Below are 25,224 nucleotides of genomic sequence, written 5' to 3'. Positions count from 1 at the left end.
TCAGTTGGCGTCGGGCGGGGGTGTGTTCACCTTCACGAACCGGTCCGAGAGCCGGCGTATCCGGATCATCAGCGAGGCCGACGGGCTGACGCTGCCGTCGAGGTAGGAGGCCAGATCCTCGGCTGCCACCCCGATGCGGGCGGCGAACTCCTGCTGGGCCAGGCCGGATCGCTCGATCAGCAGCCCGACGTGGCGGGCCACCTCGGCGCGTTCGTTGGCCTCCAGGTGGATGCGGGCGCGCTCCAGCACCTCCCACAGCGCTTTGGAGATGCCATACGGGCGGGTGCCCTCGAGGACTTCTTCGACCTGGCGGGCGGTGCGGCCGAACGGGTCGCGCTTCAGCGCGGCGGCAATCCGCTTCCAGATGTCGATGTCACCGCCCTGCAGCGCCGAGCGAATGGCGGCGGTCGGCCAGAATTCCACCGGCTGGTCGAAATCGTGCGGCCGCGGTTCGGCAGCGGGCTGCTGGTGCGGCGGCACGCGTCGACGGTCGGCTGCCAACGTCACCTCGCCTCCTCCAGCATCGCGACGGCCACCGACAGGCAGCGCTGCTTGACGTCATCCCAGTCTGCCTTGGCGTCCGGTTCCGAGACGACGTCTGGCAGATCGGACGGATTCGGATCCGCGAGTCGACGAACCAACTGGGAGGTGATCCATTGCTGCCTGGGCGGTTGACAACAGTAATACCTGTCCATTCCGGCGAGCACCACCGCGGCCGTTTCCGGTTCTAATGTTTCGACCATGTCAGCAAATTCGGCATAATCGCGGCTGCTGTTACGGGACATGATCAGGTAGCTCTTCAGGCGCAGCGTCTCGGCACCCGTCGGGACCTGCAGCCGGTCGCCGGTGGGCAATTGCACGTGGGTGGTTTCCACCGGGCTGCGACGCGCGTATTGCGGCCGGTCGCGGTCGCGCGCACCGGCCTCGAGCGCGTCGATGGCAATCGACAACCGACTCCGCCACAGCGTGACCGGATGCACCGGCCGATCGCCCCACGGGATGGCCCGGGCGATGCCGTTGCGCGAGGCCAGGCCGTCGACCAGCTTCTTGGCCCCGGACGCGGTCCTGGTCTGACCGTTGCTGCCGTTCTTCTCGCCGAGCGTGACCGCGACGGTGTCGCCGTCGCCGATGTTGACCTGGTGCGGAATCTGGCCCGGGCCCTGGCCGCGGGTTTCGTCGGCGTCCTTGCAGTTGCGCCCGCAGCCGGTGAAGGCCAGCGGATCGGCCACCGTGATGGCGTCGGGCGCCAGGTGTTTGAGCTTGGCCGCCGACTTGAGCACCATGCGCACGTCCGCGCTGGGCGCGGTGAGCGCCGAGATGTCGTCGGGAATGACGACGACGTCGCCGAGGTCGACTTCGGGCAGCGGCCGGTCGAAATCGACCGACGGCAAGACGCGGCGCAGCCAGCCCAGCAGCCACCAATTCCACTGGGCGAACATCGCCATCAGCGCCGGGACCAGCACCAGCCGCACCACGGTGGCGTCCACCGCGATCGCCACCGCACAGGCCACCCCGATCTCGGCGACCAGCGGCATGCCGGCGAACGCGAAGCCGATGAACACCGCGATCATGATCAGGGCGGCGCTGGTGATGGTGCGGGCGCTGGTGCTCACGCCGTAGGCGACCGCGTCGCGGGTGTTCCCGGTGTGCAGGAAGCGTTCCCGGATCCGGGTGAGCAGGAAGATCTCGTAGTCCATCGACAACCCGAACGTCATCGCCAGGACCAGCGGGGGAACGGTGCTATCGATCGACGTGATGTGGGCGAACCCGAGATCCCGCAACCAGCCCCACTGGAACACCATGACCAGGCTTCCGTAGGCGGCGGCCACCGACAGCAGCGTCATCAGCACGCCCTTGAAGGCCAGGAACACCGAGTGGATCGACAGCAACAGCATCACGAACGCGATGGCCGCGACGAACAGCAGCACCAACGGCTCGGTCGCCGAGACCCGGTCGTCGAAGTCCTTGATCAGCGCCGTCGGGCCGCCGACGTCGACGCGTGCGGTCCCTTCGTTCGGAACCTGCGGGAGCTGGGCACGCATCCAGTCGACGGATTGCCGGGCGCCCATATCCTCGGGATCGACCGACAACACCGCGGACAGCAAAGCACTGCTGTTGTCGTCGGCGAACTGCGGCGGGGTCACCGAGACGATGTGCGGGGCCTGCGTCATCCGCTGCCGGATGGCGGCCAACGTCTGGCTGTGCTCGGGTGCGGACGCTGAGCCGTCGGGGAAGCTCACCATTACCTGGATCGGACCGAGCGCGCCGGGCCCGAGAGCTTGGGATGCCCCGGCGACGCCGGCGCGGATCTCGTGCGCCGAGTCGAACTGGCGCAGCAAGCTGTTGCCCAGCACCATCGACGCCGCCGGTGCGGCCATGACGAGCAGTACCGTCGCTGCGGCGATGGACGATATCCATGGCCGGCGCATCACGGCTGAAACCCAGCGGTTCCAGAATCGGGACTGCGTGCTTTCCGGTCGCCGCGACCAATGCAGTAGCACCGAGCGCTTGGCGGCCGCGCGGCCGAACGTCGCCAGCGCCGCGGGCGTCAACGTGGTCGAGGTCAGCATCGCGACCGCGACGGCCATGATCGCGCCGGTGGCCATCGATTTCAGCGCCGGGGTGTTGATCAGGTAGATCCCCGTCAGGGACGCGACGACGGTCAACCCGGACAGCACCACCGCCAGCCCGGAGGTGGCCATCGCGGCGTCGACGGCCTCGCGGTGCTGGCGCCCGGACCGCAATTCCTCGCGGAACCGCATCAAGATGAACAGCGAATAGTCCACTGCCAGCGCGATCCCGAACATCGACACCGTCGAGGTCACGAACACCGACATCGTGGTGTAGGCCGACAGGAAATAGACCAGTCCCATGGTCACCACGACCGTGCAGACGCCAAGCGCCAGCGGTATGGCCGCGGCGGCCAGCGAGCCGAACACCACGAGCAGGACCATCAGGATGATCGGCAGGTTCCATTGTTCGGCTTTGGCGATGTCGTGTTTGGTGTTCGCCGCGGCGGCCGCACTGAGCGCGCCCTGCCCGATCACGTAGAGCCGAACCCGGCCGTCCGCCGTCTGCCCGGACTGGTCGCCCTTGACGCCCACCTGCTGCCGTAGCCGCTTGGCGATGTCGCTGGTACCGGCGTTGCGGGCGTCGAGCCGCAGCGTCAGCACATACGGGCGGTCGGGCTGCGGCGGCCGCTGCGTGGGGTTGGTTTTCTCGGTGACGCCGGGGAATTCGCCGATGATCCGCCGCAGCTGCGCCACGGCGTTGTTCATGTCGTCATAGCTGGCGTCGGCGCGGGGTGCGGCCACCAGGGCCAACGACGACGCGCCCAGGTCGTGATACTGCTCCTCGAGCTGATCGTGGACCTTCAACGACTGCGAACCGGCCACTTCGAAACCACCGCCGGTGAGATTCCCGGACTGTGTCAACGCCAAGTAGATCGCCGGGACCAATGCCAACAACCAGCCTGTGAAGACCAACCAGCGGTATCTGCGCAGGCTGCGGCTGAGGCGCATCATAAACTGCTGGATTTCAGGCTCCCCAAGTATCTCGCTTCCGCGTGAGGGCGACGATACCGCAGCAGCCTGTGCATTAGTTTGGCTTAACGAATTCGTGAGCTGCGCAGACGGCTCCGTAGCCAAGTCGCGACCGAGTCGTTGCCGACCGGTGATCAAGCGGGATCTGCGTCACACCAGGTGGCAGCGTATGGGCCCCGATGGCAGGATGACGCTGGGCCGCGCGGGGATGGGGAGTTCAGGCATGAAGGCAGGCATTCTGACCGGACGGCGCACGCTCGGTGCTGGGTTGTTCGCGGTCGCAGTGCCCGCTGCGGCCGTCGCACTGATGGCCGGGCCGCCGGCGACCGGCGCCAACGACCCGTGCGCGGCCAGCGAGATCGCCCGGACGATCGGCTCGGTCTCCAAGTCGATGGGCGACTACCTGGACTCGCACCCGGAGACCAACCACGCGATGACCACGATGCTGCAGCAGCAGGCCGGCCCGGAGTCGGTCACCGGGCTGAAGTCCTACTTCGAGGGCAACCCCAAGGTGGCCGCCGATATGGCCAGGATCGCGCAGCCGCTGACCACCCTGTCGACGCAGTGCAAGCTGCCGATCGGTATTCCCCAGGCCATGGGCATGCTGCAGCAGGCCCAGGGCGCCGGCGGCGCACTGCCCGGCCCGTCGCGGCAGAACAACGTCGGCTAGCGGTTCTCCGGCGGCGGTAACGGACCCTGCAGCGCGTCGGCGGTGGGATCGTCGTTCCAAAGCCGCAACTGTGGCTCGATCAGCGGCAGCGGACCGGTCGGCGGGTCGTCGTCGGAGCCGCCCGGGTTCTCGGTGCGGAACACGAAGAAGAACACCACCCAGCCGATCGCAGAGATGAGCAGCCAGCTGATCAGCCGGTAGAGCAGCATCGCCGAGATCGCGTTGGGCAGCGACATCCCGCTGGACACCAGCCCGGGCACCAGCACCGCCTCGACGACCAGCAGCCCGCCCGGCATCAGCGGAATCGTGCCGACGGCGCGGGCGGCCGCGTAGGCCACCGTCAGTCCGGCGATCGACGCGTGGTCGCCGGCCGCGTATGCGGCAAAGGCGAGGCAGGCGACGTCGGCGATCCAGTTGAACATCGACCAGCTGAACGCCACCCCGAGGTCGCGCCGGCCCAGGCTGACCGACTCGAGCTGCATCAGGATCTCGCGCCACTTCGCCAGGTATGTGTCGGCCGGCTTGCCGCGCACCGAGTTGAACCACGACAGGATGCGGGTGCCGATGCCCTCGATCAGCTCCGGCCGCGAGGCCACCGCCTGTGCCAGCAGCAGCAACGCGATGAAGCCGCCGAGGGTGAACAACAACGAGAAGGGGTTGTTCTTCGCGCCCAGGAAGAAGGCGCCACCCAACCCGAGCAGCGCCAACCCGACCGCCTGCAGCACGCCCGACATCACCAACTGCCAGGACGCCACCACGGTCGAGGCTCCCCAAATGCGTTGCTGCCGAAGCAAAAACGTCGCCGACAGCACCGGTCCGCCGGGCAGCGTGGTGCTCAGCGAGTTGGCGGCGTAGAACGCGGCCTCGGAGCGCAGCTGCTTGACGTGCACCCCGGCGGACTTCAGTAGAGTGCGCTGGATCTGGGCGAAACTGTGCATCGACGCGGCCGCCGCCGCCACCGCCGCGAGCAGCCACCACCAGTTGGCCGCGAACAGGCTCGTCCACGCCTTGGCCAGCTGGTCCCAGCCCAGGGCGACCTCGACGCCGAGCACGATCGCGACCAGGCCCAGGACCGCCCAGCGCACCCACCAATATTTGCCGCGCGGTGTCTCGCTCTCGCGTGCGGGAGCCGGCGGCTCACCCTCGTGCGCGAATGCGCCGCCGCCCGGGAAGCGGAGGTTGCGGATGGGCGCGTCGTACGGCACGTGATTTAGGGTAACCGCGCAGGTGGCGCGGCAATCGAGACGCAACTCCGCGCGTGTCGCCGTCGTGACCGGATCGTGCTGACCTCACTACCCAACCGGAGCGCCCGATAGGCTGGCTGGATGCCGGCAAACTCCGACGACGACGCGGTCGAGCCCCTTGTCCGCAACACCGCAGCCTGGGCCTGGCGTTTGCTGGTCATCTTCGGTGCGGCACTCGCGTTTTTCTGGGTGTTGGCCAAGCTGGAGATCATCGTCGTCCCGGTGCTGCTGGCCCTGATGGTCAGCGCGCTGCTGGTACCGGTCGTGGACTGGCTGGATCGGCAGGGTCTGCCGCGCGGCGGTGCCGTCGCACTGGTGCTGCTCGGCGGGTTCGCGGTGCTCGGCGGCATCCTCACGTTCGTCGTCACCCAGTTCGTCGCCGGGTTGCCAGACCTGACCGAGCAGGTAACCCGCAGCATCGACACCACCAGGCGGTGGCTGATCGAAGGGCCGGTGCATCTGCGCAGCGAGCAGATCACCAACGCGGGCAATGCCGCGATCCAGGCGCTGCACAATAATCAGTCGAAGTTGACCAGCGGCGCGCTGAACACCGCGGCCACCCTCACCGAACTGCTCACCGCGGCGGTGCTGGTGCTGTTCACCCTGATTTTCTTTCTCTACGGCGGCCGCAACATCTTCGCCTACACGGTCAAGATCTTCCCGATCGGTGTGCGCGACCGGGTCATGGAGGCGGGCCGCGCCGGATACGGCTCGCTGATCGCCTACGTCCGCGCCACCTTCCTGGTGGCCTTCACCGATGCGGCCGGGGTGGGCGCCGGGCTGGCCATCATGGGCGTTCCGCTGGCGCTGCCGCTGGCGTCGCTGGTGTTTCTCGGCGCCTTCATCCCGCTGATCGGTGCCCTGATCTCGGGGCTGGTGGCCGTGGTGGTCGCGCTGCTGACCAAGGGCATCGTCTACGCGCTGATCACGCTCGGCTTGCTGGTCGTGATCAACCAGATCGAGTCGCATCTGCTGCAGCCGCTGGTGATGGGCCGCGCGGTCTCGATTCACCCGCTCGGGGTGGTGCTGGCGATCTCCACCGGCGGTGTGCTGGCCGGGATCGTCGGCGCCCTGCTGGCGGTCCCGACGGTGGCGTTCCTCAACAACGCGATCCAGGTGTTACTTGCCCGGGATCCGGCCGTCGAAGCCGAAAAGCTGGACGAGGATTCCGAAGGCCGGGTCGTTCTGCACGCCCAGGCGGACGATCCGGAGAAGCGGACCGACTAAGACCCGAGCGGGCCTAGAGCCGTCCCTCGCGGCGGAGCAGATCCTGCGCGGAGAGCCCACCGCCCGCGCGGCGGCGTGGACGCGCATTGTCGCCACCGTCAGCCTGGCCGCCCTGGCCGCGAGCATTCATCTTCTCGGTGGCGGCGTCGGAATCGTTGCCCTCCGGACGCATCGAAGGAAGCGCGGTGGTCGGGTCGGCGGTGTCCTCGTGGTTGGTGGGAACCGGCATGGCCCGGGTTTGGCCGGCCGACGGCGGCGGCGCGGGCGGTGCAGCCGGAGCCGCGGGTCGCGGGTCGGCGCTGCCCTGAGCCGAGAAGCGCGTCGTCTTGGCTTCGGTCGGTTGGGTGGGCCGGGACGGGGCGCGGCTTGGACCCGCAGGCAGCTCCGCTGCGGGTCGCGGCTCGGACGGCCGCGACGGCTCCGGGGGCGCGCCGGGGTGCGTGGGGTCGTGCGGCGCCCGCGGTTTCGCGGCGACCAGGCTGGCCGCGACCGGCGGCCGGATCGTCCGGCCGTTGACGGCGCTGCGCTTGCGCTCGTCAGGCAGGTCCGTCTCGCCCAGGCCGATCTTGTTCTGCAGCCGCCGGGCCCAGCGCGGGGCCCACCAGCAGTCGTCGCCGAGCAGCTTCATCACCGAGGGCACCAGGAACATCCGGACCACGGTCGCGTCCAGCAACAGCGCCGCCGCCAAGCCGAACGCCAGATACTTCATCATCACCAGATCGGAGAACATGAACGAGCCGGCGACCACGGCGAGCACCAGCGCGGCGGCCGTGATCAAACGTCCGGTGGTAGCGGTACCGATCCGGATGGCCTCGGCCGTCGACATGCCGCGTTCGCGAGCCTCGACCATTCGGGACACCAGGAAAACCTCGTAGTCGGTGGCCAGACCGAAGCCCACCGCGACGACCAGCGCGATCAGCACCACCATCAGCGGCGTCGGTGTGAAGTTCAGCCAGGTCGAGAAGTGCCCGTCGACAAAGATCCACGTCAGGATGCCCAGCGTGGAGCCGAGCGTCAGCGCGCTCATCAGCGCGGCCTTGATCGGCAACACCACCGACCCGAATGCCAGGAACATCAGCAACAGGCTGGCGCTGAGCAGCAACACCAGCATCAGCGGAGCCTTGTCGAACAGGCTGTGGATGCTGTCCTGCTCCAGCGCGGGTGTGCCGCCGACCAGCAGGGTCAGGCCCTTCGGCGGGTTGATCGCCCGTAGCTCGTTGATCTTCTTCTCGGCATCGTTCTTGTTGACCAAGCCGTTCTGGATCACCCGCAGCGAATCGTCCTTGGGCTGGGTGGTCCCGTTCGGGCCCGGGACGCAGGGGTTGTTGGCGATCACCGGGCAGGGGCGCTCCTCCCACGTCTTGTCGGTGAACCCGGTGATCCCCGAGATCCGGTTGCGGATGTCGGCGACCTGCTGGTCGGTGACCTTGCTGTGGTTGTTGCTCTTGATCACCACGGTCAGCTGCTCGGTCCGGTACCCGGGGAAAAGCTTGTCGAAGTGCTCCTGCGCCATGCGCACGGCGTTGTCGGGTGGCAGGTATTTCTCGCTCATGCCGCCGAGCGACAGATTGCCCAGCGGGATGACCAGCAGGATCATGCCGACGGCGATCGGGATGGCGAAGGCCAGCGGGCGCTTCATCACCGTCGTGACGAGCTTGCCCCAGAAGCCGGCCTCGACCTCTTCGCGGGTCTTGGTCTTCTGCAGCCGCTCGGCGAGCCATTCCAGGAAGACCCGGGAAACCTTCCAGTTGCGCAGGAACGGCACCCGGAACGCGGTCCGCACGCCCAGGGCGTCGACGTTGCGCCCGAGGATGCCCAGGGCGGCCGGTAGCAAGGTGATCGACAGCAGTGCGGCTAGGCCGACCGCGGCGAAGATCGCATACGTCAGCGAGTGCACGAAGCCCTGCGGCAGCACCAGCAGGCTGGCGCTGCAGGCGATGATCAGCGCCGCCGAGAACATGACCGTACGACCGGCCGTCATCACCGTGCGCCGCACCGCGGCCTCGGTGTCGTAGCCCTCGGCGATCTCCTCCCGGAATCGGCTGACGATGAAGAGGCCGTAGTCGATCGCGATACCGAATCCGATCAGCGAGACCACCGGCTGAGCGAAGAAGTGCACCGGGCCGAAGATGGCGGCGAAGCGCAGGATGCCCAGTGCCCCCGCGATGCTCAGGCCACCCACGATGACCGGCAGGCCGGCGGCAACCGCGCCGCCGAACACCAGGAACAGCACCACCGTCACCAGCGGGAGCCCCAGATATTCGAGGAGTTTCTGGTCGGTGGCAATGGTGCCGGTCAGCGCGCTGGCGACGGGCTCGAGTCCGGCGAGTTCGATCTTGCCGCCGTTGAGCTTCTGCAGGGCCGGCTCGATGAGCTTGTAGTTGTTGAGAATGGTGTCGTCGTCATCGCCCTTGAGCGGGATGGTGACGAAGGTGTGCTTCCTGTCCTCCGTCGCCATGCCCTTGATCTGGGCGTTCGGGGGTTCGGCGCCGGGGGCCAACGCCAGCCAGCCGGCCCAGCCGAGCACCTGGTTGGGATGGTCCTTGACGAACTTGTTCAGTTCGTCGACGGTTTGCTGTCGCCAGGCCGGGTCGTCGACGGACTTGCCGTCGGGCGCGGTGAAGATCGCCACGATCTGGCTCGTGCGGTCGCGTCCGTAGGTCTTGTCCCCCAGAATCGACGCGGCAACGGACTGGCTGCCGTCGTCGTAGAACCCACTCTGCGTAACATGCTTACCCAGGCTCATCCCGAAGACGCCGCCGCCAAGACACAGAGCCACCATGACCCCGATCACGATGTACCTGTAGCGGTACACGGTTCGACCCCACCAGGCGAACACGCAAGCTCCTTACTGGATCACTAACAGCGACCCGCGCTGTGTCTTTCGGTTTTCACGCCAGTGTCACACACGCGTGGTCAATAGCGCGGACAGCGGCCGGAACGGCTGCAGCCACGCTCCCTGGTCGGGCAACGAATCTAGGCCGATCCGCGGCAGCGGTTCCCGGAAAACACCCTCGATGTCCTCCAGATCAACGAAGTCCAAGGTATCCGACGCTAGTGCCCAACTCGCATGTTCGCGAAATCCGATTACCTGGACGGGGGTTGTCCCACCAACCCCGGCGCGTGCGATTTCTTCCAGCGGCTGACGGAACGCCTGACCGTCAGCGGATGCTACGACCAGCGCCGCGAGCCCTTCTTGGCGCCGCTGTTCGATGTGGGCGAGCATGTCCCGGTCGACATCGCTGTCTTCATCTATTTTTGGCTTGGCGAAGACCGCGAACCCCACGTTACGCAAAGCATCGACCCAGGGGCGGACGACTTCGGCGCTGCCCGGGGCGATGTTGGTGAACACGGTGGCCTCGGGTTCGACGATGACGCCCGGCCGTCCGGCGCTGACCTCGGCCGTCCGCGCCAGCAGCCAACGCCCCAGCGCGTCGAACCGCGGGCGTTCCAGCGCGGTCGGGCGCCGGCCCAGGATCGAGCCCAGTCCCATGTCGAGGTTGGGGGCGTCCCAGACCAGCAGCACGCGCTGCGGCGGCGCATCGAGGCCGCCCAGATCGTCACCGGACGGCGCCGCCGGCGCTGCGGCGGTTTCCGCGGTCGTTTCTTCTGCGAGGCTCATAATCATCGTCTTTTCCAGATGAACTCGGATACGGAGCTGCCTGCTTCTTGGGCCTTCAACTCGTATTTGGTCGTGGGGCGCACGGTCGAGATCGGCAGCCCGCTGCCGGGTTCGACGCGACACAGCCGCGGTTCGGCGTCGCCTACTTCGGCCATCTGCTCGGCGTAGCCGGGGTGGTCCGTCGCGGCGTGCAGGACACCACCGGGGAGTAGCCGGTCGGCGATCAGGCCAACCGTGGCCGGTTGCAGGAAGCGGCGTTTGTGGTGGCGCGCCTTCGGCCACGGGTCGGGAAAGTAGAGGCGAAACCCGGTCAGCGAGGCCGGTGCGATCAGATGCTGCAGCACGTCGATCCCGTTGCCGCGGATCAACCGGATGTTGGTGACGTGCTCGCGGTCGATCGCGCACAGCAGCTGGGCCAGGCCCCGCTTGTAGACCTCCACGGCGATCACGTCGATTTCAGGTTCATCGCGGGCCATCGCCAGCGTCGACGTGCCGCTGCCGCAGCCGATCTCGAGCACCAGCGGCGCCTGCCGGCCGAACCACGCCCGGGTGTCGAGCGGTTCGAAGCGGCGCGGGATGTCGGAGAGGCCGATCGTCGGCCACCGCCGGTCCCAGGTCTCCCGCTGGCCGCCGGACAGGGTGGCACGCCTGGAGCGGAAGCTCGTGGCCGGTAAATAGCCCCGTTGAGGGTCGTCCGAACCGTCCGGATCCGACACTGGCGTCACAAACTCTTCGGTATCCAGGCCGGCTCCTACCTCCACCGCTGCATCGGAACACGTCCCGAGCCCGGGTTGCGCATGCATTTGTCCATGGTGGCCCATGAATCCCCGATGTAGCCGCCCCTGGTCCAGATTGATACCCAACAGTTGCCTTCAACTGGTAACAGATAAGCGGTGGCTCGCAACTCGAAGACGCAAGTGCCACTATGCGGTGGTGCCCCATCCTTTGCCTGGCAAACAGGCCCGGCGCCGGCGACAACCCCGCATGCGACGGGAAGCAACGTCGCAGTGGCGCGCGGGCCGATCGGATCGAGCAGGCAAAAAATGAAGGTACGGGGGAGCCAAGTTTTCACCGACGAGCTGACACGGTTTGCTGCCGGTTGTGACGACGCGCGCGTGAGCGCGATCGCCGAGAAGGTCGCGGCGCCGCTGCGGGTCGCTGTACACGGGCGCGCCGGAGTCGGTCGCGGCACCGTGGCACGCGCGTTGGGTCACGCCGGGACCGCGTCGGGAATCACCGTGACACCGGCCGAGGGCGAGGCCGACGTGGTCGTCCAGGTCATCGCTGAAGTGGTCAAACCCGAGGACGTCGACGCGATCGTTGCCGCCGGCTGCCCGGTGCTGACCGTGCTCAACAAGGCCGACCTGCTCGGCTCGCTGTCGGGTCGCCGCGGGGCAAACCCGCTCGTGCAGGCACGAACCCAAAGCGCGCGTCTCGCCGAGGTCGCCGGCGGCCCCGTCGAACCGATGATCGCTTTGCTGGCCGCCGCCGCGTTCGACGGACTGGACGCCACCTCGTGGACGGCGCTGCAGACGCTGGCCGCCCACCCCGCCGGCCTGGACGGCTCGTTCGAGAATTTCGTCGCGGCAGATGATCCCGGGCCGGCCCATGCGCGGCTGCTGGACAGCCTGGATTGGTTCGGCACCGCACTGGCAGTCGCCGCGCTGCGCCGGGGCGCCACTTCGGCGCAGGTCCGGGCCCTGCTGCGGCGCGTCAGCGGCGTGGATGCGGTGATCGCCCGGTTGGCGGCCCTCGGCGCCGAGGTGCGCTACCAGCGGGTGCTGGATGCCGCCGCGGAGCTGGAGGCCCTGGCCGTCGGCCGCTTGATCGGGGAGCAGATCAGCGGATTCCTGTCCGGCGACCACACCGTGCTCGCGCGGATGGCCGCCGCCGTCGACGTGGCCCAGGCGGCAGGGCTGGATGTCGCCGGTGATGACGACCCGGCCGGACACCTGCCCCGTGCGGCGCGCTGGCAGCGCTACAGCCGCGGATCGGCGAGTGAACTGCACCGCAGCTGCGGTGCCGACATCGCCCGGGGATCGCTGCGGCTGTGGTCGCAGACCCGGGGGTCGTCATGACCGGCGATGCGTCCGCCGATCCGGCTGCCCAGGTCGACGAACTGGTGGCGGCGATCGGGCCGCGGCTGGAGTCGCCCGTGGTCAGCCGTCGCGACGTCGTCTTGGTGACCGGCCCGTGGATGGCCGGCGTGACCGGGGTGGCCGCCGCGCTGGGCGAGCGGCTGCCCGCGCACAAGTTCGTCGAGTCGACGGATCTGCAGCCCGGCGATGCGCCGACGGCGGTGGTGTTCGTCGTTTCGGCGGCCGCCGAACTCACCGCGTCGGACTGCGCGCTGCTCGACGCCGCCTGCGAGCACACCGACGTCGTCGTCGCGGTGGTGTCGAAGATCGACGTGCACCGTGGGTGGCGCGACGTACTGAGCGCCAACCGTGACAAGCTCGCCGCACATGCGCCGCGCTACGCCAAGGTGCCGTGGATCGGTGCGGCCGCCGCGCCCGAACTAGGTGAGCCGCAGCTGGACGAACTGGTCGACACCGTCGCGGAGCAACTCGACGCTTCCGACGTCGGGCGGCGAAATCGATTGCGGGCCTGGGAATCCCGGCTGCAAACGGTCGCGCGGCGGTTCGACCGCGATGCGGACAGCGCCGGGCGGCGGGCCCGGGTCGACGCGCTGCGCGAGGAGCGCAGCATCGCGCTGCGTGAGCGCAGGCAAGCGAAATCCGAGCGCACCATCCGGATGCGCGGTCAGACGCAGCAGGCCCGGGTTCAGCTGTCGCACTTCGCGCTGAACCGATGCTCGTCGGTGCGCAGCGAGCTACAAGAGGATGCCGCGCATCTGCCGCGTCGCGAGATGGCCGGTTTCGAGGCGCACGCGCGGGGCCGGGCCGCCGAGGTGGTCAGCGAGGTGAACGAGGGCGCCACCACCCAGCTTGACGACGTCGCACGCGAGTTGGATGTGCCGATGGAGCTACCGCGGATCGAGCAGTTGCCCACCGTCGACGTCGCGCCGCCCCCGCTGAAATCCCGCCGGCAGGAGACCTGGCTGATGCTGCTGCTCGGTGTCGGGTTCGGGGTGGGCGTCGCGCTGACGCTGTTCCGGCTGATGTCCGGCCTGGCCCATCGGCTGAATCCGACGCTGCAGATCGCCGGCGCGCTGGTGTGCGTGGCTCTGGGCGTGGCGGTCACCGTGCTGGTGGTCAAACTCCGTGCCCTGCTCCACGACCGCGCGTTACTGGACCGCTGGACGGGTGATCTGACGTCCGCGCTGAAATCCGTCGTGGAGGAGCTGGTCGCCACCCGGGTGCTGGCGGCCGAGGCGCTGCTGAGTACCGGGCTGGTCGCCCACGACGAGGCCGAGAACACGCAGGTGTCAGAACAGGTCAGCGTGATCGACACCGAGCTACGCGAGCACGCCATCGCCGCGGCGCGGGCCACCGCCGCCCGGGACCGGGAAATGCCGACGGTGCTGGCGGCGTTGGACGCGGTGCGTGCAGAACTCGGAGAACCGGGTATACCCCGGCCCGACGGCCCCGCCGAGGGAACGGGCGGGGCAGAAAACCCCAAATCGGCCCCGAGGAGCGCGGATGAGGACAATTGGTAACTGTTTAAGCGCTTCTGAATCGTTGTTGTGAGAAGGCTTATACCCGCCCGGGCCTTCCCCAGCAAGGGGATCACGATAACCTGTAGCTAACGCCACCATGTCAATATTTGTGTGGGCGACTGCATACGCAATCACAAAATGCCCGCGCGTACGGAGATGAATTCAGGAGAGTTCGATGACCTCAGCGACCATTCCCGGTCTGGACAACGCACCCACGAATCATCGGGGGCTGCTGGCGTGGGTAGAGGAGGTTGCCGAGCTCACCCAGCCCGACCGAGTCGTGTTCGCTGACGGCTCCGACGAGGAGTTCCACCGGCTGGCCACGCAACTGGTCGAGGCGGGCACCCTGAAGAAGCTGAACGAGGAGAAGCGCCCCAACTCCTACCTGGCGCTGTCGGACCCGTCCGATGTGGCGCGGGTGGAGTCGCGGACCTTCATCTGCTCCGAGCGTGAGATCGACGCGGGCCCGACCAACAACTGGATGGACCCGGCCGAGATGCGGTCCACGATGAACGACCTGTACCGCGGCTGCATGCGCGGTCGCACCATGTGGGTGGTGCCGTTCTGCATGGGCCCGCTGGGTGCCGACGACCCCAAGCTGGGCGTGGAGATCACCGATTCCGAGTACGTCGTCATCTCGATGAAGGTGATGACCCGGATGGGCAAGGCGGCGCTGGAGAAGATCGGCGACGACGGCTTCTTCGTCAAGGCGATGCACTCGGTGGGCGCCCCGCTGGAGCCCGGCCAAAAAGACGTGCCGTGGCCGTGCAACGACACCAAATACATCACCCACTTCCCGGAGACCCGCGAGATCATGAGCTACGGCTCGGGCTACGGCGGTAACGCGTTGCTGGGCAAGAAGTGCTACTCGCTGCGTATCGCTTCGGCGATGGCGCACGACGAGGGCTGGCTCGCCGAGCACATGCTGATCCTCAAACTGATCTCCCCGGAGAACAAGGCCTACTACTTCGCCGCGGCCTTCCCGTCGGCGTGTGGCAAGACCAACCTCGCGATGCTGCAGCCGACCATTCCGGGCTGGCGCGCCGAGACGCTCGGCGACGACATCGCCTGGATGCGGTTCGGCAAGGACGGCCGGCTCTACGCCGTCAACCCCGAGTTCGGTTTCTTCGGCGTCGCGCCGGGCACCAACTGGAAGTCCAACCCGAACGCGATGCGCACGATGGAGGCGGGCAACACCGTTTTCACCAACGTCGCGCTGACCGACGACAACGACGTGTGGTGGGAAGGCCTGGAAGGCGAGCCCGACCACCTGATCGATTGGAAGGGCAACGACTGGATCCTGCGGGAATCGGATACCAAAGCGGCGCACCCGAATTCGCGTTACTGCACCCCGATGTCGCAGTGCCCCATCCTGGCGCCGGAGTGGGACGACCCGCAGGGCGTGCCGATTTCCGGCATCCTGTTCGGCGCGCGCCGCAAGACGACGGTGCCACTGGTGACCCAAGCCCGCGATTGGCAGCACGGCGTTTTCATGGGTGCCACCATGGGCAGCGAGCAGACCGCCGCCGCCGAGGGCAAGGTCGGCACGGTGCGGCGCGACCCGATGGCCATGCTGCCGTTCCTGGGCTACCACGTCGCTGACTACTTCCAGCACTGGATCGACCTGGGCAAGAACGCCGACGAGTCCAAGCTGCCAAAGGTGTTCTTCGTCAACTGGTTCCGCCGCGACTCCGACGGTGGCTTCCTGTGGCCGGGCTTCGGCGAGAACAGCCGGGTGCTCAAGTGGATCGTCGACCGCATCGAGCACCAGGCCGGCGGCCAGGACACCCCGATCGGCATCGTGCCAACGGCCGACGACCTGGACTTGGACGGGCTCGACATCCAGGGCGGCGACGTGGCCAAGGCGCTCGCGGTCAACGCGGCCGAGTGGCGCGCGGAACTGCCCCTGATCGAGGAGTGGTTCGAGTTCGTCGGCGACAAGCTGCCCACCGGCGTCAAGGACGAGTTCGAGGCGCTCAAGCAGCGGCTCGCCGAGTCCGAGTAGCTCGCCTTACATCGCGAGCAGACACGGAGTCGCGCCGACTGACGTCGCGCGGCACGCGATTCTGTGTTTGCTCGGCTAATTTTTGCGTGCCTTGTTTGGAACAGCACGCTGCGGTGTATAGATAGCTAACAGTCCGATCTTGGGAGGCCGACGATGAAGTCAACGACAACCCCCGTGCTCGCGATAGCGGTTGCGGCGGCGGGAATCTTGTTCAGCGGATGTTCCGCGTCACAGGTGATCAACACCGGCGGCGACACCAAGTGCAAGGACTTCACCACCCAGGACGAGAAGAAGCAGAACGACGAGGTCAGCAAAATGCTGAAGGACAAGAGCGGTCAGGACCCGGCCAATTTGGAGATTTCCGCGACGCGACTGTCCGCACAGACCTGGTGCCAAACATTGGGCAAGCCGGACAGCAAGATCTCCGAGGCGCCGCACGGCTGACGCGGTAGTTCTTACCAGCGCAAGTCGCACGGCGGCGGCGCCGTTGAAGATCATCGAATTGTGATCCCGACACCGGCCATGGGCCGCATCCGGAATCACCGCCCGGCCACTTGACACCCGTCAAATTTGGCGGCGGTACAGTCTTCGCATGCAGATCCGCCCCTACCTCGGCGCCGACAAACCGGCGATCATTCTGTACCCATCGGGAACGGTCGTCACCTTCGATGAACTGGAAGCGCGGGCCAACCGGCTGGCGCACCGGTTCCGTCAGGCGGGCCTGCGCGAGGGCGACAGCGTCGCGATCTTGATGGAGAACAATCAGCACATTCACGCCGTCATGTGGGCAGCCCGGCGCAGCGGCCTGTACTACGTGCCGATCAACACGCACCTGACCGCGGCCGAGGCGGCCTACATCATCGACAACAGCAACGCCAAGGCGATCGTCGGCTCGGCGGCGCTACGCGACACCCTCGCCGGGCTGGCCGAGCATCTGCCGAACGGTCTGCCCGAGCTGCTGCTGATCGCCGACGGTGACCTGCCGGGCTGGGAGCGCTACCCGGAATGCGTTGCAAATCAACCGGATACCCCGATCGATGACGAGATCGAGGGCGACCTGTTGCAGTACTCCTCGGGCACCACCGGCCGGCCCAAGGGGATCAAACGCGCATTGCCGCACGTCCCACCGGAAGACGCCCCGGGCATGATGTCGGCTCTGGTCGGCTTCTGGATGGACAGCGACACCGTCTATCTGAGTCCCGCCCCGCTGTATCACACCGCGCCGTCAGTGTGGTCTATGACGGTGCAGGCCGCGGGTCTCACCACGGTCGTGATGGAGCGCTTCGATGCCGAGGGCACGCTGGACGCCATCCAGCGGCACCGGATCACCCACGGCCAGTTCGTGCCGGCCATGTTCGTCCGGATGCTGAAACTACCTCAGGACGTTCGTGATTCGTACGACCTGTCCAGCCTCAAGCGGGTGATGCACGCCGCGGCGCCGTGCCCGGTGCAGATCAAGAAGCAGATGATCGACTGGTGGGGACCGATCGTCGACGAGTATTACGCGTCTTCGGAAGCACACGGGTCGACGCTGATCTTCGCCGAGGACTGGCTGGCGCATCCGGGTTCGGTCGGCAAACCGATGGGCGGCGCCGTGCACATTCTCGACGAGAACGGCAACGAGCTGCCGCCCGGTGAGGCCGGCGAGATCTACTTCGAAGGCGGAGCTTCGTTCGAATACCTCAACGACCCAACGAAAACCGCCTCATCCCGTGACGAGCGCGGTTGGACCACCGTCGGCGACATCGGCTACCTCGACGAAGAGGGTTACCTATACCTGACCGACCGGCGCCACCACATGATCATCTCCGGCGGGGTGAACATCTATCCGCAGGAAGCCGAGAATCTTCTGGTCACCCACCCGAAGGTGCTGGACGCCGCGGTGTTTGGGGTGCCCGACGACGAGATGGGTCAGCGGGTGGTGGCGGCCGTGCAGACCGTCGAGGAGGCCGACGCCGGCGACGAGTTCGGTGACGAGCTGATGGCGTGGCTGCGAGACCGACTGGCGCACTTCAAATGCCCGCGCTCGATCGCGTTCGAGACGCAGCTGCCCCGCACCGACACCGGCAAGCTCTACAAGAATGCGCTGATCGAGAAGTATTCGGTGTGACCGATGTTCCGGGTGGTCGACGTATCGAGTGCGCCGGAGGCGGGCCTGTCGTCGCCACCCGGCGTGGTCGTCGGCGTCGGATCGGCCGCTGAGATCGCACATGACGAATCATGGCTGGACACAGCGACTTTCACGCTGACCGAGGACATCTGCGACGACCGGCGGGTGATCACCGTCGATTCTGTCCCCGAGACGCTCGCCGAGCTGCGCAAGCGTTGTGAGCACTGGCCGCAGGCCAGCAGCGTCTGCGACGACGTGTTGCGCGCGATGGCGCCCGATGGCCCGACGCTGGCCGCAGTGGTGACCGAATCGCTGGCCTACTCCACCCTGCAGGCCGGGCCGGAGTTCGCGCGCTGGCTCGCCGAACGCGGCCCGGCCCGGATGCCCGAGATTCCCGACCCGGTGCGGGCCGAGCGCGACGGGGATACCCTGCTGATCACGTTCAACCGCCCAAGTCGCCACAACGCGTTTTCCACCGATGCGCGCGCGGCATTGCTGGAGGCACTGACCGTCGCGCAACTCGATCCGTCGGTCACCGGGATCGTGTTGAGCGGCAACGGCCCATCGTTTTGCAGCGGGGGGGATCTCGCCGAATTCGGCACCTTCGCCGATCCCGCGAGCGCGCACCTGGGCCGCACCCGTCACAGCCCGGCGCTGGCGCTCGACGCGCTGACCGCCAAGCTCGGCAGGTCCTGCCGCGCCCAGCTGCACGGCCGGGTGCTGGGCAGCGGCTTGGAGATGGCCGCATTCTGCGGGTGGGTTGAGGCGCAGCAGGATTCGGTCTTCGGGCTACCGGAACTGAGCCTCGGTTTGATCCCTGGCGCCGGCGGAACGGTCAGCATCACACGCCGCATCGGCCGCTGGCGAACGGCCTACCTGGTGCTGTCCGGGCGGACAGTCGGCGTCGAGACGGCGCTGCGCTGGGGGCTAATCGATGCGACTTACGTTGGCGCGCAACCGATTTCTCAGTAGCCCCCGAAGGTGGTGCTGGTCGTCGACGGGATACTCGACACGGCGACCACGGCGATGACGATGTACAGGATCGCGACGATCGCGTATGTGACGCCGCCGGCGATGGCGCCGATGATCGCCCACTTCTTGGCGTTGCTGGACGCTTCCTGCGCCTCGGCGACCCGGCCCTGCGCCCAGAGTCCGGAAACCTTGTTGGAGTAGACAAGCGAGATGATCCCGAACGGCAGGCAGCACAGCACCGTGCACAGAATCGCCCAGACGAGGTAGTTATCCGGTTCCTGCTGGCCCGGCCAGGCGCCCGGCTGCTGGGCCGGCCAACCCGGTTGTGGTGGCTGCTGCCAGCCCGGTTGCTGGGGCTGACCCTGCCACTCCGGTTGCTGGGGCTGACCTTGCCACTCCGGTTGCTGCGGTTGGCCCTGCCACTCGGGGGAGCCCTCGTACGGCCCTGGGGGATAACTCATGGCAACCGACTTTCTTTCGGTCCAATAGGTTTACTCCCGCGCCGGTTTGCTGGTGCGCAAGTCAGGCAAATATAGCGCACAAGCGGAGGTCAAGCGCCGATGCAGCCCCGCTTAGATCCCGCCTCGGGCCACCAGCTGGCCGGCTATCACATTGCGTTGGATCTCATTCGTGCCCTCGCCGACGATCATCAGGGGCGCGTCGCGAAAGTAGCGCTCGACGTCGTACTCGGTGGAGTAGCCGTAGCCGCCGTGGATGCGCACCGCGTTCAGCGCGATCTCCATCGCGATCTCGGAGGCGAACAGTTTTGCCATCCCGGCTTCCATGTCGCAACGTTCGCCGCTGTCGTAACGCTGCGCGGCGTACCGGGTGAGCTGGCGGGCGGCGGTGAGCTTGGTGGCCATGTCGGCCAGGTAGTTGCCGACGGCCTGATGTTTCCAGATCGGCTTGCCGAAGCTCTCCCGCTGCTGCGCATACGCCAACGCGTCCTCGAGCGCCGCGGTCGCCACGCCCAGGGCGCGGGACGCCACTTGGATGCGCCCGGTCTCGAGGCCCTTCATCATCTGCGAAAAGCCCTCGCCCATAAGGTCTCCCAGGACGGCGGACGTGGGAGCGGCGAAGTTGTCGAAGGACAGCTCGCACGACTCGACGCCCTTGTAGCCGAGCTTGGGTAGATCCCGGGAGATCGTCAGACCCGGCCCCTGCTCCACAAGCACGATCGAGATGCCCTTATGGCGCGGTGTGGCCTGCGGGTCGGTTTTGCACAGCAACGCGATCAGCCCGGAATGACGCGCGTTGCTGATCCAGGTTTTGGCGCCGTTGATCAGCAGGCCACCGGAGCCGTCGGGCAGCGCGGTGGTCGACATGTTCTGCAGGTCGGAGCCGCCGCCGGGCTCGGTCAGTGCCATCGTGGCCCGCACCTGGCCGGTGGCCATCCGCGGCAGGTAGGTCCGCTTCTGCTCCTCGGTGCCGAACAACACCAGCAGCTTGGCGACCACGGTGTGGCCGCCCATCGCGCCGGCCAGGCTCATCCAGCCGCGGGCCAGCTCCTGGGTGACCCGCACATACCCGGGCATCGAGACCGGCGAGCCGCCGTATTCCTCGGGGATGGCCAGGCCGTAGATGCCGATCCGCTTCATCTGCTCGATCCACGCCTCGGGGTAGGCGTTGGCGTGCTCGACCTCGCGGACCGTCGGTTTGACCTCACGGTCGATGAACGCCCGCACCGTGGCGACCAGCATGTCTTCTTCGTCGTCCAACTCCGACAACCCTCCTGCATTGACCCCCGATTCGACAGCCTGCCAGCATGAGGCGTTGTGACGGGTAACGGGTATGCGGGAATCCGCGAAGGCGGGCCGTACTTCGACGATCTGTCCAGGGGCCAGGTCTTCGACTGGGCACCGGTGGCGACGCTGTCGGCGGGCATGGCCGCCGCGCATCAGGCGATCCTCGGGGACCGGCTGCGCCTGGCCCTGGACGCCGAGCTGTGTGTCGCGGTGATTGGCGCGCCCGGACCGCTGGCGCACCCGGGGCTGGTCTGCGACGTCGCCATCGGGCAGAGCACGCTGGTCACTGCGCGGGTCAAAGCGAACCTGTTCTACCGCGGCCTGACATTCCACCGATTCCCGGTCATCGGCGACTCCCTCTACACTCGCACCGAAGTCGTTGGGCTGCGCACCAACTCGGCCAAGCCCGGCCGGGCCCCGACGGGTCTTGCTGCGCTGCGGATGACCACGATCGACCAGGCCGATCGATTGGTGCTCGATTTCTACCGCTGCGCCATGTTGCCCGCGAGCCCGGACTTCGACCCCGATAACGCGCCCGCCGACGATATGACGACGATCGGCGCCGATGCGGCACCCCCGTCCGTCGCGCCGGCGGCGCACTGGAACGGTGAGGCCTTCCGAAAGCGAGTGCCCGGGCCGCATTTCGACACCGCACTGGCGGGTAGGGTGCTGCACAGCACCGGCGACGTCGTCAGCAGTGCACCCGAGCTGGCCCGGCTTACCCTGAATATCGCTGCCGCACATCATGATTCACGCTCCGGCGGGCGCCGGCTGGTGTATGGCGGCCACACCATCGGGCTGGCGTTCGCGCAGGCCAACAGGCTGCTGCCCAATCTGGGCACCGTGCTGGGCTGGCAGTCGTGCGATCACACCGGGCCGGTGTACGAGGGCGACACCCTGTACAGCGAACTGCATGTCGAGTCGGCCGACGGGGGCGAGCTGGGACTGCGATCGCTGGTCTACGCGGTCGGTGACGGGGCCGAACAGCCCGAGCGGCCGGTGCTGGACTGGCGACTGCGCGCGCTGCACTTCTGAACCGCGCGCACAATGGTCCAGGTGAGCAACGCGGCATCCCGGTGGGGAAGCAGCGGGCTGGCCTGCCTGACCGGCCTGCCCGGCGGGCCGCCGGACTTCTCTCGCGCCGAGGTGCTGGCCCGCGCCGAGCAGGTCGCGACGGCGGTCGGCGGTCATCTGGGCATCACCGTCGATGCCGCCACGCTGCTGGCCGGCCGGGCCGGATTGCTCGGATTGAGCCGCGGCGGCCGGATTTCGGCCGGCGGTGCTACCCGGCTGCTCTCGGCGCGCGACGGTTGGTGCGCCCTCACGCTGTCGCGCCCCGACGACATTGCCGCCGTCCCCGCGCTATTGGAAGTTGACGAGGTGCCCGCCGATCCCTGGCCAACGCTGCAGCGTTGGGCCGCAACGCGTCTCGTCTCGTCGATCATCGAGCGGACAAGTCTGCTCGACATGCCGGCGGCCGGCCTGGGCGAGGCCGCCGAGGCGCCGGGGCGGGTCGAGCGACTGGGCAGCACGGGCGCCGCCCGGGGTGTCGCGGGCCTGCTGGTGGCCGACCTGTCGTCGATGTGGGCCGGCCCGCTCTGCGGGCAGCTGCTGGCCCGCGCCGGAGCCACCGTCGTCAAAGTCGAAAGCCCACAACGCCCGGACGGCACCCGGGCCGGGAATCGCGAATTCTTCGACTGGATGAACGCCGAAAAGCTCTCCTATTGCCTCGATTTCGAGGGCCAGGCCGACGAGCTGCGCGAGCTGCTTGCGGTCGCCGACATCGTGATCGAGGGCTCGCGGCCCGCGGCGCTGGCGCGGCGGGGTTTGGGCCCGGACCGTCTTGCGCCGCGAGCGGGCCGAATCTGGTTGCGTATCAGCGGGTATGACCAGAACCCCGGCAGGTCCGCATTCGGCGACGACGCTGCGGTGGCCGGCGGCCTGGTCGGTGTCGGCGGAGATGGCCCGGTGTTCTGCGGGGACGCCATCGCCGATCCGCTCACCGGCCTGCAAGCCGCCGTGGCCGTGGCCGAATCGCTGGCCCGCGGTGGCGGCGAGTTGATCCAGCTGTCGATGGCGGGGATCGCCGCGGGCTATGCGGCCCTGCCCGGCACGGCGTCGGCGTCGGAATGCCCGGCGCCGCCGCCACAGCCGCCGCCGTCGCACCGCCGGGCCGCCGAACTGGGCGCGGACAACGATGCCGTACGCCGGATCGTCAGCGAAAGACGTTTCCTGCCATGCTGATTCAGCGAGCGACACTGCTGGACGGCACGGTGACCGACATCCGGGTCGGCGCGCGGATCGAGGAGATGGGCGACGACCTCGAATTCAGGAGCGGCGAGACCGTGCTCGACGCGCATGGCGCGACCGTGCTACCCGGCCTGCACGACCACCACGTGCATCTGCGCTCGGCCGCCGCGGCGATGGATTCGCTGATGCTAGGACCGCCCCGCGTCCGCACCAAAGATCAACTGGTACAACACCTGTCGTTGGCTACACCGAACGCCGACGGATGGATCCGGGCGATCGGCTACCACGAATCCGTTGCCGGTGAGCTGGATCGCGCCGCGCTGGACGCCATCGTGGCCGGCAGTCCGGTCCGCGTCCAGCACCGCAGCGGCGCCTTGTGGATCCTCAATTCCGTCGCACTGCACCTGCTCGGAATGGCCGATCACCCCGACGGGCGGCTGCGCGCCAGCGACCGTTGGTCCGACGCGCTGCAGCGCCAAAACAGCGACCTCACCGAGCTCAGCCGGCGCCTCACCGCGGTTGGCGTCACCGGAGTCACCGATGCCACACCGGATCTCGACGCGGACGACATGGTGTCATTGTTGGTGGCGCACCGGCACGGAGAGTTCGGGCCGCGGCCGTCTTTCTTGGCCCCGGGCAAGAAGATACTGCACGACGACCGCCTCGACCTGGATGCGCTGACCGAATGGATCGCCGACCACCACGCCGAGGGAAGACCGGTTGCCGTGCACTGCGTGACCACGGCCCAGTTGGTGGTCACCATCGCGGCATTGCGCGCCGCCGGCAGCCATCGGCTGGACCGAATAGAGCACGCCGCGGTCGTCGAAGACGACAACCTTGCCGACCTCGCGGACCTTTCCCAGTCCGATGGGCTCACCGTGGTGACCCAGCCCAACTTCGTCACCGAACGTGGCGATCAGTACCTCGCCGAGATTCCCGCTGCCGAGCACGCCACGCTGTGGCGGGTCGCGTCGCTGCGAAAAGCCAAGGTGCGCCTGGCACTATCGACCGACATGCCGTTCGGCCGCGGTGACCCGTGGGCGGCGATGCGTGCCGCGGTACACCGCACCACGCCCAGCGGTGCGGTGCTAGGCGTCGACGAATGTGTCTCGGCGACGGACGCTTTGACGATGTTCCTGGGATCAGCCGATCAGCCGAGCCGGCCCCGGGTCGTCGACGTTGGACAGCCGGCCGACCTATGCGTGCTGGCCGCGCAGCCCACGATGGTGCTCGCCGAGCTGGACGCCGAGCTGGTGGCCGCGACGATCATCGGCGGCGCCATCGCCTATCCCGCGGACTAGCGCGCGGCGGCCAGCGCCTCGCGCAGGGCCTCGCACTGGCTGTCGAAGAAGCGCTGCGACACTTGCACTTTCGGTGCCACCAGGTCGAATCCGTGGAAGGCGCCGGGGATGGTCTCCACCTCGCACGGCACTCCGGCGGCCCGCAGGCGATCGGCATAGGCGAGGTCTTCGTCGTGAAACAGGTCGTGCGTCCCGACGCCGATCCAGGCCGGCGCCAACCCGGCGAGATCGCCGCGGCGGGCCGGTACGGCGACCTGCGGATCGGCGTCGCCCAGATACGCCGACCAGCCGAACCGGTTGCTGTGGGTGTTCCACAGGCGGTGGTCCGGGTTCTCGGCCGTCAGCGAGCTGCGATCGTCGAGCATCGGGTAGGCCAGCAGCTGGAACAGCGGTGCGACCTCGCCGCGGTCCCGGGCCAGCAACGCCAGCGCCGCCGCAAGACCGCCACCTGCACTGGCGCCACCGATCGCCACCCGCGTCCGCTCCACCGCGGGCAGCCCGGCCAGCCAGGTCAGTGCCGCATAGCAGTCCTCGAGCGGGGTGGGATACGGATGTTCGGGGGCCAGGCGGTATTTGACCGCCGCGACGGTGATGCCCAGCCTGGTGCTGAACCCGTGGCACACCCGATCGTCTTGTTGCGGGCTGCCCATCACATATCCGCCGCCGTGTATCCACAGCAGTGCCGGTGCGGGCGCGGCGACACCGGATGGCCGGAACAGCCGGATGCCGACTCCAGAACCGAGGGTGATCACTTCGGCATGGCGGGACGCGCCGGGATTGCGGCGCTCCCGCAGCTTGGTCAGCACCCGGATGGTGGACAGACTGCGGCGACTGACCATTTGTCGCGGCGCGATGCGCGCGATCCGGCGTAGATCTGGGTGAACGTCGCTGTTCGGCACCGATCCAGTATCACCCAT

General features: G+C 67.9%; 20 protein-coding genes. 11 read left to right on the top strand and 9 right to left on the bottom strand.

What is annotated here, in order from left to right; translation table 11 throughout:
- Positions 1 to 507, bottom strand: coding sequence for an XRE family transcriptional regulator (locus SKC41_RS05540; RefSeq protein WP_442931563.1), 507 nt, complete (start codon positions 505 to 507; stop codon positions 1 to 3).
- Positions 504 to 3,524 carry an MMPL family transporter gene (locus SKC41_RS05535; protein ID WP_330976703.1) on the bottom strand — a complete coding sequence of 1,007 codons (3,021 nt, stop codon included), beginning with the start codon at positions 3,522 to 3,524 and terminating at the stop codon, positions 504 to 506. Before SKC41_RS05535 ends, SKC41_RS05540 begins: the two co-directional genes overlap by 4 nt.
- A 241-nt stretch (positions 3,525 to 3,765) precedes the next feature.
- Here SKC41_RS05535 and SKC41_RS05530 point away from each other — a divergent pair, with 241 nt between their 5' ends.
- Positions 3,766 to 4,212, top strand: coding sequence for a hemophore (locus SKC41_RS05530; protein ID WP_330976702.1), 447 nt, complete (start codon positions 3,766 to 3,768; stop codon positions 4,210 to 4,212).
- Here SKC41_RS05530 and SKC41_RS05525 read toward each other — a convergent pair.
- The gene (locus SKC41_RS05525) at positions 4,209 to 5,417 is read right to left on the bottom strand and encodes a lysylphosphatidylglycerol synthase transmembrane domain-containing protein (RefSeq protein WP_330976701.1); all 1,209 of its coding nucleotides are present in this window, start codon (positions 5,415 to 5,417) and stop codon (positions 4,209 to 4,211) included. The genes SKC41_RS05530 and SKC41_RS05525 overlap by 4 nt on opposite strands.
- A 120-nt stretch (positions 5,418 to 5,537) precedes the next feature.
- On the opposite strand from SKC41_RS05525, the gene SKC41_RS05520 reads away from it, so the two are divergent.
- Entirely contained in the window at positions 5,538 to 6,683 is a 1,146-nt protein-coding gene (locus SKC41_RS05520; protein ID WP_330976700.1) for an AI-2E family transporter, read from the top strand.
- A 13-nt stretch (positions 6,684 to 6,696) separates the two neighbouring features.
- Here the strand turns inward: SKC41_RS05520 and SKC41_RS05515 are convergent, their stop codons facing one another.
- From SKC41_RS05515 to trmB, 3 genes are all read right to left on the bottom strand, one after another.
- Positions 6,697 to 9,522, bottom strand: coding sequence for an MMPL family transporter (locus SKC41_RS05515; protein ID WP_330976699.1), 2,826 nt, complete (start codon positions 9,520 to 9,522; stop codon positions 6,697 to 6,699).
- A gap of 63 nt (positions 9,523 to 9,585) precedes the next feature.
- Positions 9,586 to 10,305 (bottom strand): NYN domain-containing protein, encoded by a 720-nt coding sequence (locus tag SKC41_RS05510; RefSeq protein WP_330976698.1) that lies wholly within the window; start codon positions 10,303 to 10,305, stop codon positions 9,586 to 9,588.
- Positions 10,306 to 10,307: 2 nt separating this feature from the next.
- Positions 10,308 to 11,126, bottom strand: coding sequence for a tRNA (guanosine(46)-N7)-methyltransferase TrmB (gene trmB, locus SKC41_RS05505; RefSeq protein WP_330978759.1), 819 nt, complete (start codon positions 11,124 to 11,126; stop codon positions 10,308 to 10,310).
- A gap of 222 nt (positions 11,127 to 11,348) precedes the next feature.
- On the opposite strand from trmB, the gene SKC41_RS05500 reads away from it, so the two are divergent.
- From SKC41_RS05500 to SKC41_RS05475, 6 genes are all read left to right on the top strand, one after another.
- Positions 11,349 to 12,383: a hypothetical protein gene (locus tag SKC41_RS05500; protein WP_330976697.1), complete on the top strand. Its 1,035-nt coding sequence runs from the start codon at positions 11,349 to 11,351 to the stop codon at positions 12,381 to 12,383.
- Positions 12,380 to 13,924, top strand: a complete 1,545-nt coding sequence (locus SKC41_RS05495; protein WP_330976696.1) for a hypothetical protein — start codon at positions 12,380 to 12,382, stop codon at positions 13,922 to 13,924. The genes SKC41_RS05500 and SKC41_RS05495 overlap by 4 nt, the downstream gene beginning before the upstream one ends.
- Positions 13,925 to 14,099: 175 nt before the next feature.
- The gene (locus SKC41_RS05490; RefSeq protein ID WP_330976695.1) at positions 14,100 to 15,929 is read left to right on the top strand and encodes a phosphoenolpyruvate carboxykinase (GTP); all 1,830 of its coding nucleotides are present in this window, start codon (positions 14,100 to 14,102) and stop codon (positions 15,927 to 15,929) included.
- Between the two features lie 153 nt (positions 15,930 to 16,082).
- Complete coding sequence (locus tag SKC41_RS05485; protein ID WP_330976694.1) at positions 16,083 to 16,373, top strand: hypothetical protein; 291 nt, start codon at positions 16,083 to 16,085, stop codon at positions 16,371 to 16,373.
- Between the two features lie 148 nt (positions 16,374 to 16,521).
- Positions 16,522 to 18,039, top strand: coding sequence for a fatty-acid--CoA ligase FadD4 (gene fadD4, locus SKC41_RS05480; protein ID WP_330976693.1), 1,518 nt, complete (start codon positions 16,522 to 16,524; stop codon positions 18,037 to 18,039).
- 3 nt (positions 18,040 to 18,042) lie between these two features.
- Complete coding sequence (locus tag SKC41_RS05475; protein ID WP_330976692.1) at positions 18,043 to 19,011, top strand: enoyl-CoA hydratase/isomerase family protein; 969 nt, start codon at positions 18,043 to 18,045, stop codon at positions 19,009 to 19,011.
- On the opposite strand, the gene SKC41_RS05470 is transcribed toward SKC41_RS05475, so the two are convergent.
- Both SKC41_RS05470 and SKC41_RS05465 read right to left on the bottom strand, forming a co-directional pair.
- Complete coding sequence (locus tag SKC41_RS05470; RefSeq protein ID WP_330976691.1) at positions 19,005 to 19,472, bottom strand: CD225/dispanin family protein; 468 nt, start codon at positions 19,470 to 19,472, stop codon at positions 19,005 to 19,007. The genes SKC41_RS05475 and SKC41_RS05470 overlap by 7 nt on opposite strands.
- A 111-nt stretch (positions 19,473 to 19,583) precedes the next feature.
- Positions 19,584 to 20,729, bottom strand: coding sequence for an acyl-CoA dehydrogenase family protein (locus SKC41_RS05465; RefSeq protein WP_330978758.1), 1,146 nt, complete (start codon positions 20,727 to 20,729; stop codon positions 19,584 to 19,586).
- A gap of 57 nt (positions 20,730 to 20,786) precedes the next feature.
- Between SKC41_RS05465 and SKC41_RS05460 the strand changes: the two genes are divergently transcribed.
- Genes SKC41_RS05460 through SKC41_RS05450 form a run of 3 tightly spaced genes read left to right on the top strand, consistent with a single transcriptional unit; the run spans position 20,787 to position 24,307 of the window.
- Entirely contained in the window at positions 20,787 to 21,791 is a 1,005-nt protein-coding gene (locus tag SKC41_RS05460; RefSeq protein WP_330976690.1) for a MaoC family dehydratase, read from the top strand.
- Positions 21,792 to 21,803: 12 nt separating this feature from the next.
- Positions 21,804 to 23,000, top strand: coding sequence for a CoA transferase (locus SKC41_RS05455; RefSeq protein ID WP_330976689.1), 1,197 nt, complete (start codon positions 21,804 to 21,806; stop codon positions 22,998 to 23,000).
- Complete coding sequence (locus SKC41_RS05450) at positions 22,994 to 24,307, top strand: amidohydrolase family protein (protein ID WP_330976688.1); 1,314 nt, start codon at positions 22,994 to 22,996, stop codon at positions 24,305 to 24,307. Before SKC41_RS05455 ends, SKC41_RS05450 begins: the two co-directional genes overlap by 7 nt.
- Here SKC41_RS05450 and SKC41_RS05445 read toward each other — a convergent pair.
- A complete protein-coding gene (locus SKC41_RS05445; protein WP_330976687.1) occupies positions 24,304 to 25,206 on the bottom strand; it encodes an alpha/beta hydrolase in 903 nt (300 codons plus the stop codon). The genes SKC41_RS05450 and SKC41_RS05445 overlap by 4 nt on opposite strands.
- Positions 25,207 to 25,224: the final 18 nt, after the last annotated feature.

The organism is Mycobacterium sp. 050128 (genome assembly GCF_036409155.1).
In the GTDB taxonomy this organism is placed as follows: domain Bacteria; phylum Actinomycetota; class Actinomycetes; order Mycobacteriales; family Mycobacteriaceae; genus Mycobacterium.
The sequence above is the reverse complement of the archived record's forward strand: the minus strand, read 5'-3'. Positions and strand labels throughout refer to the sequence as shown.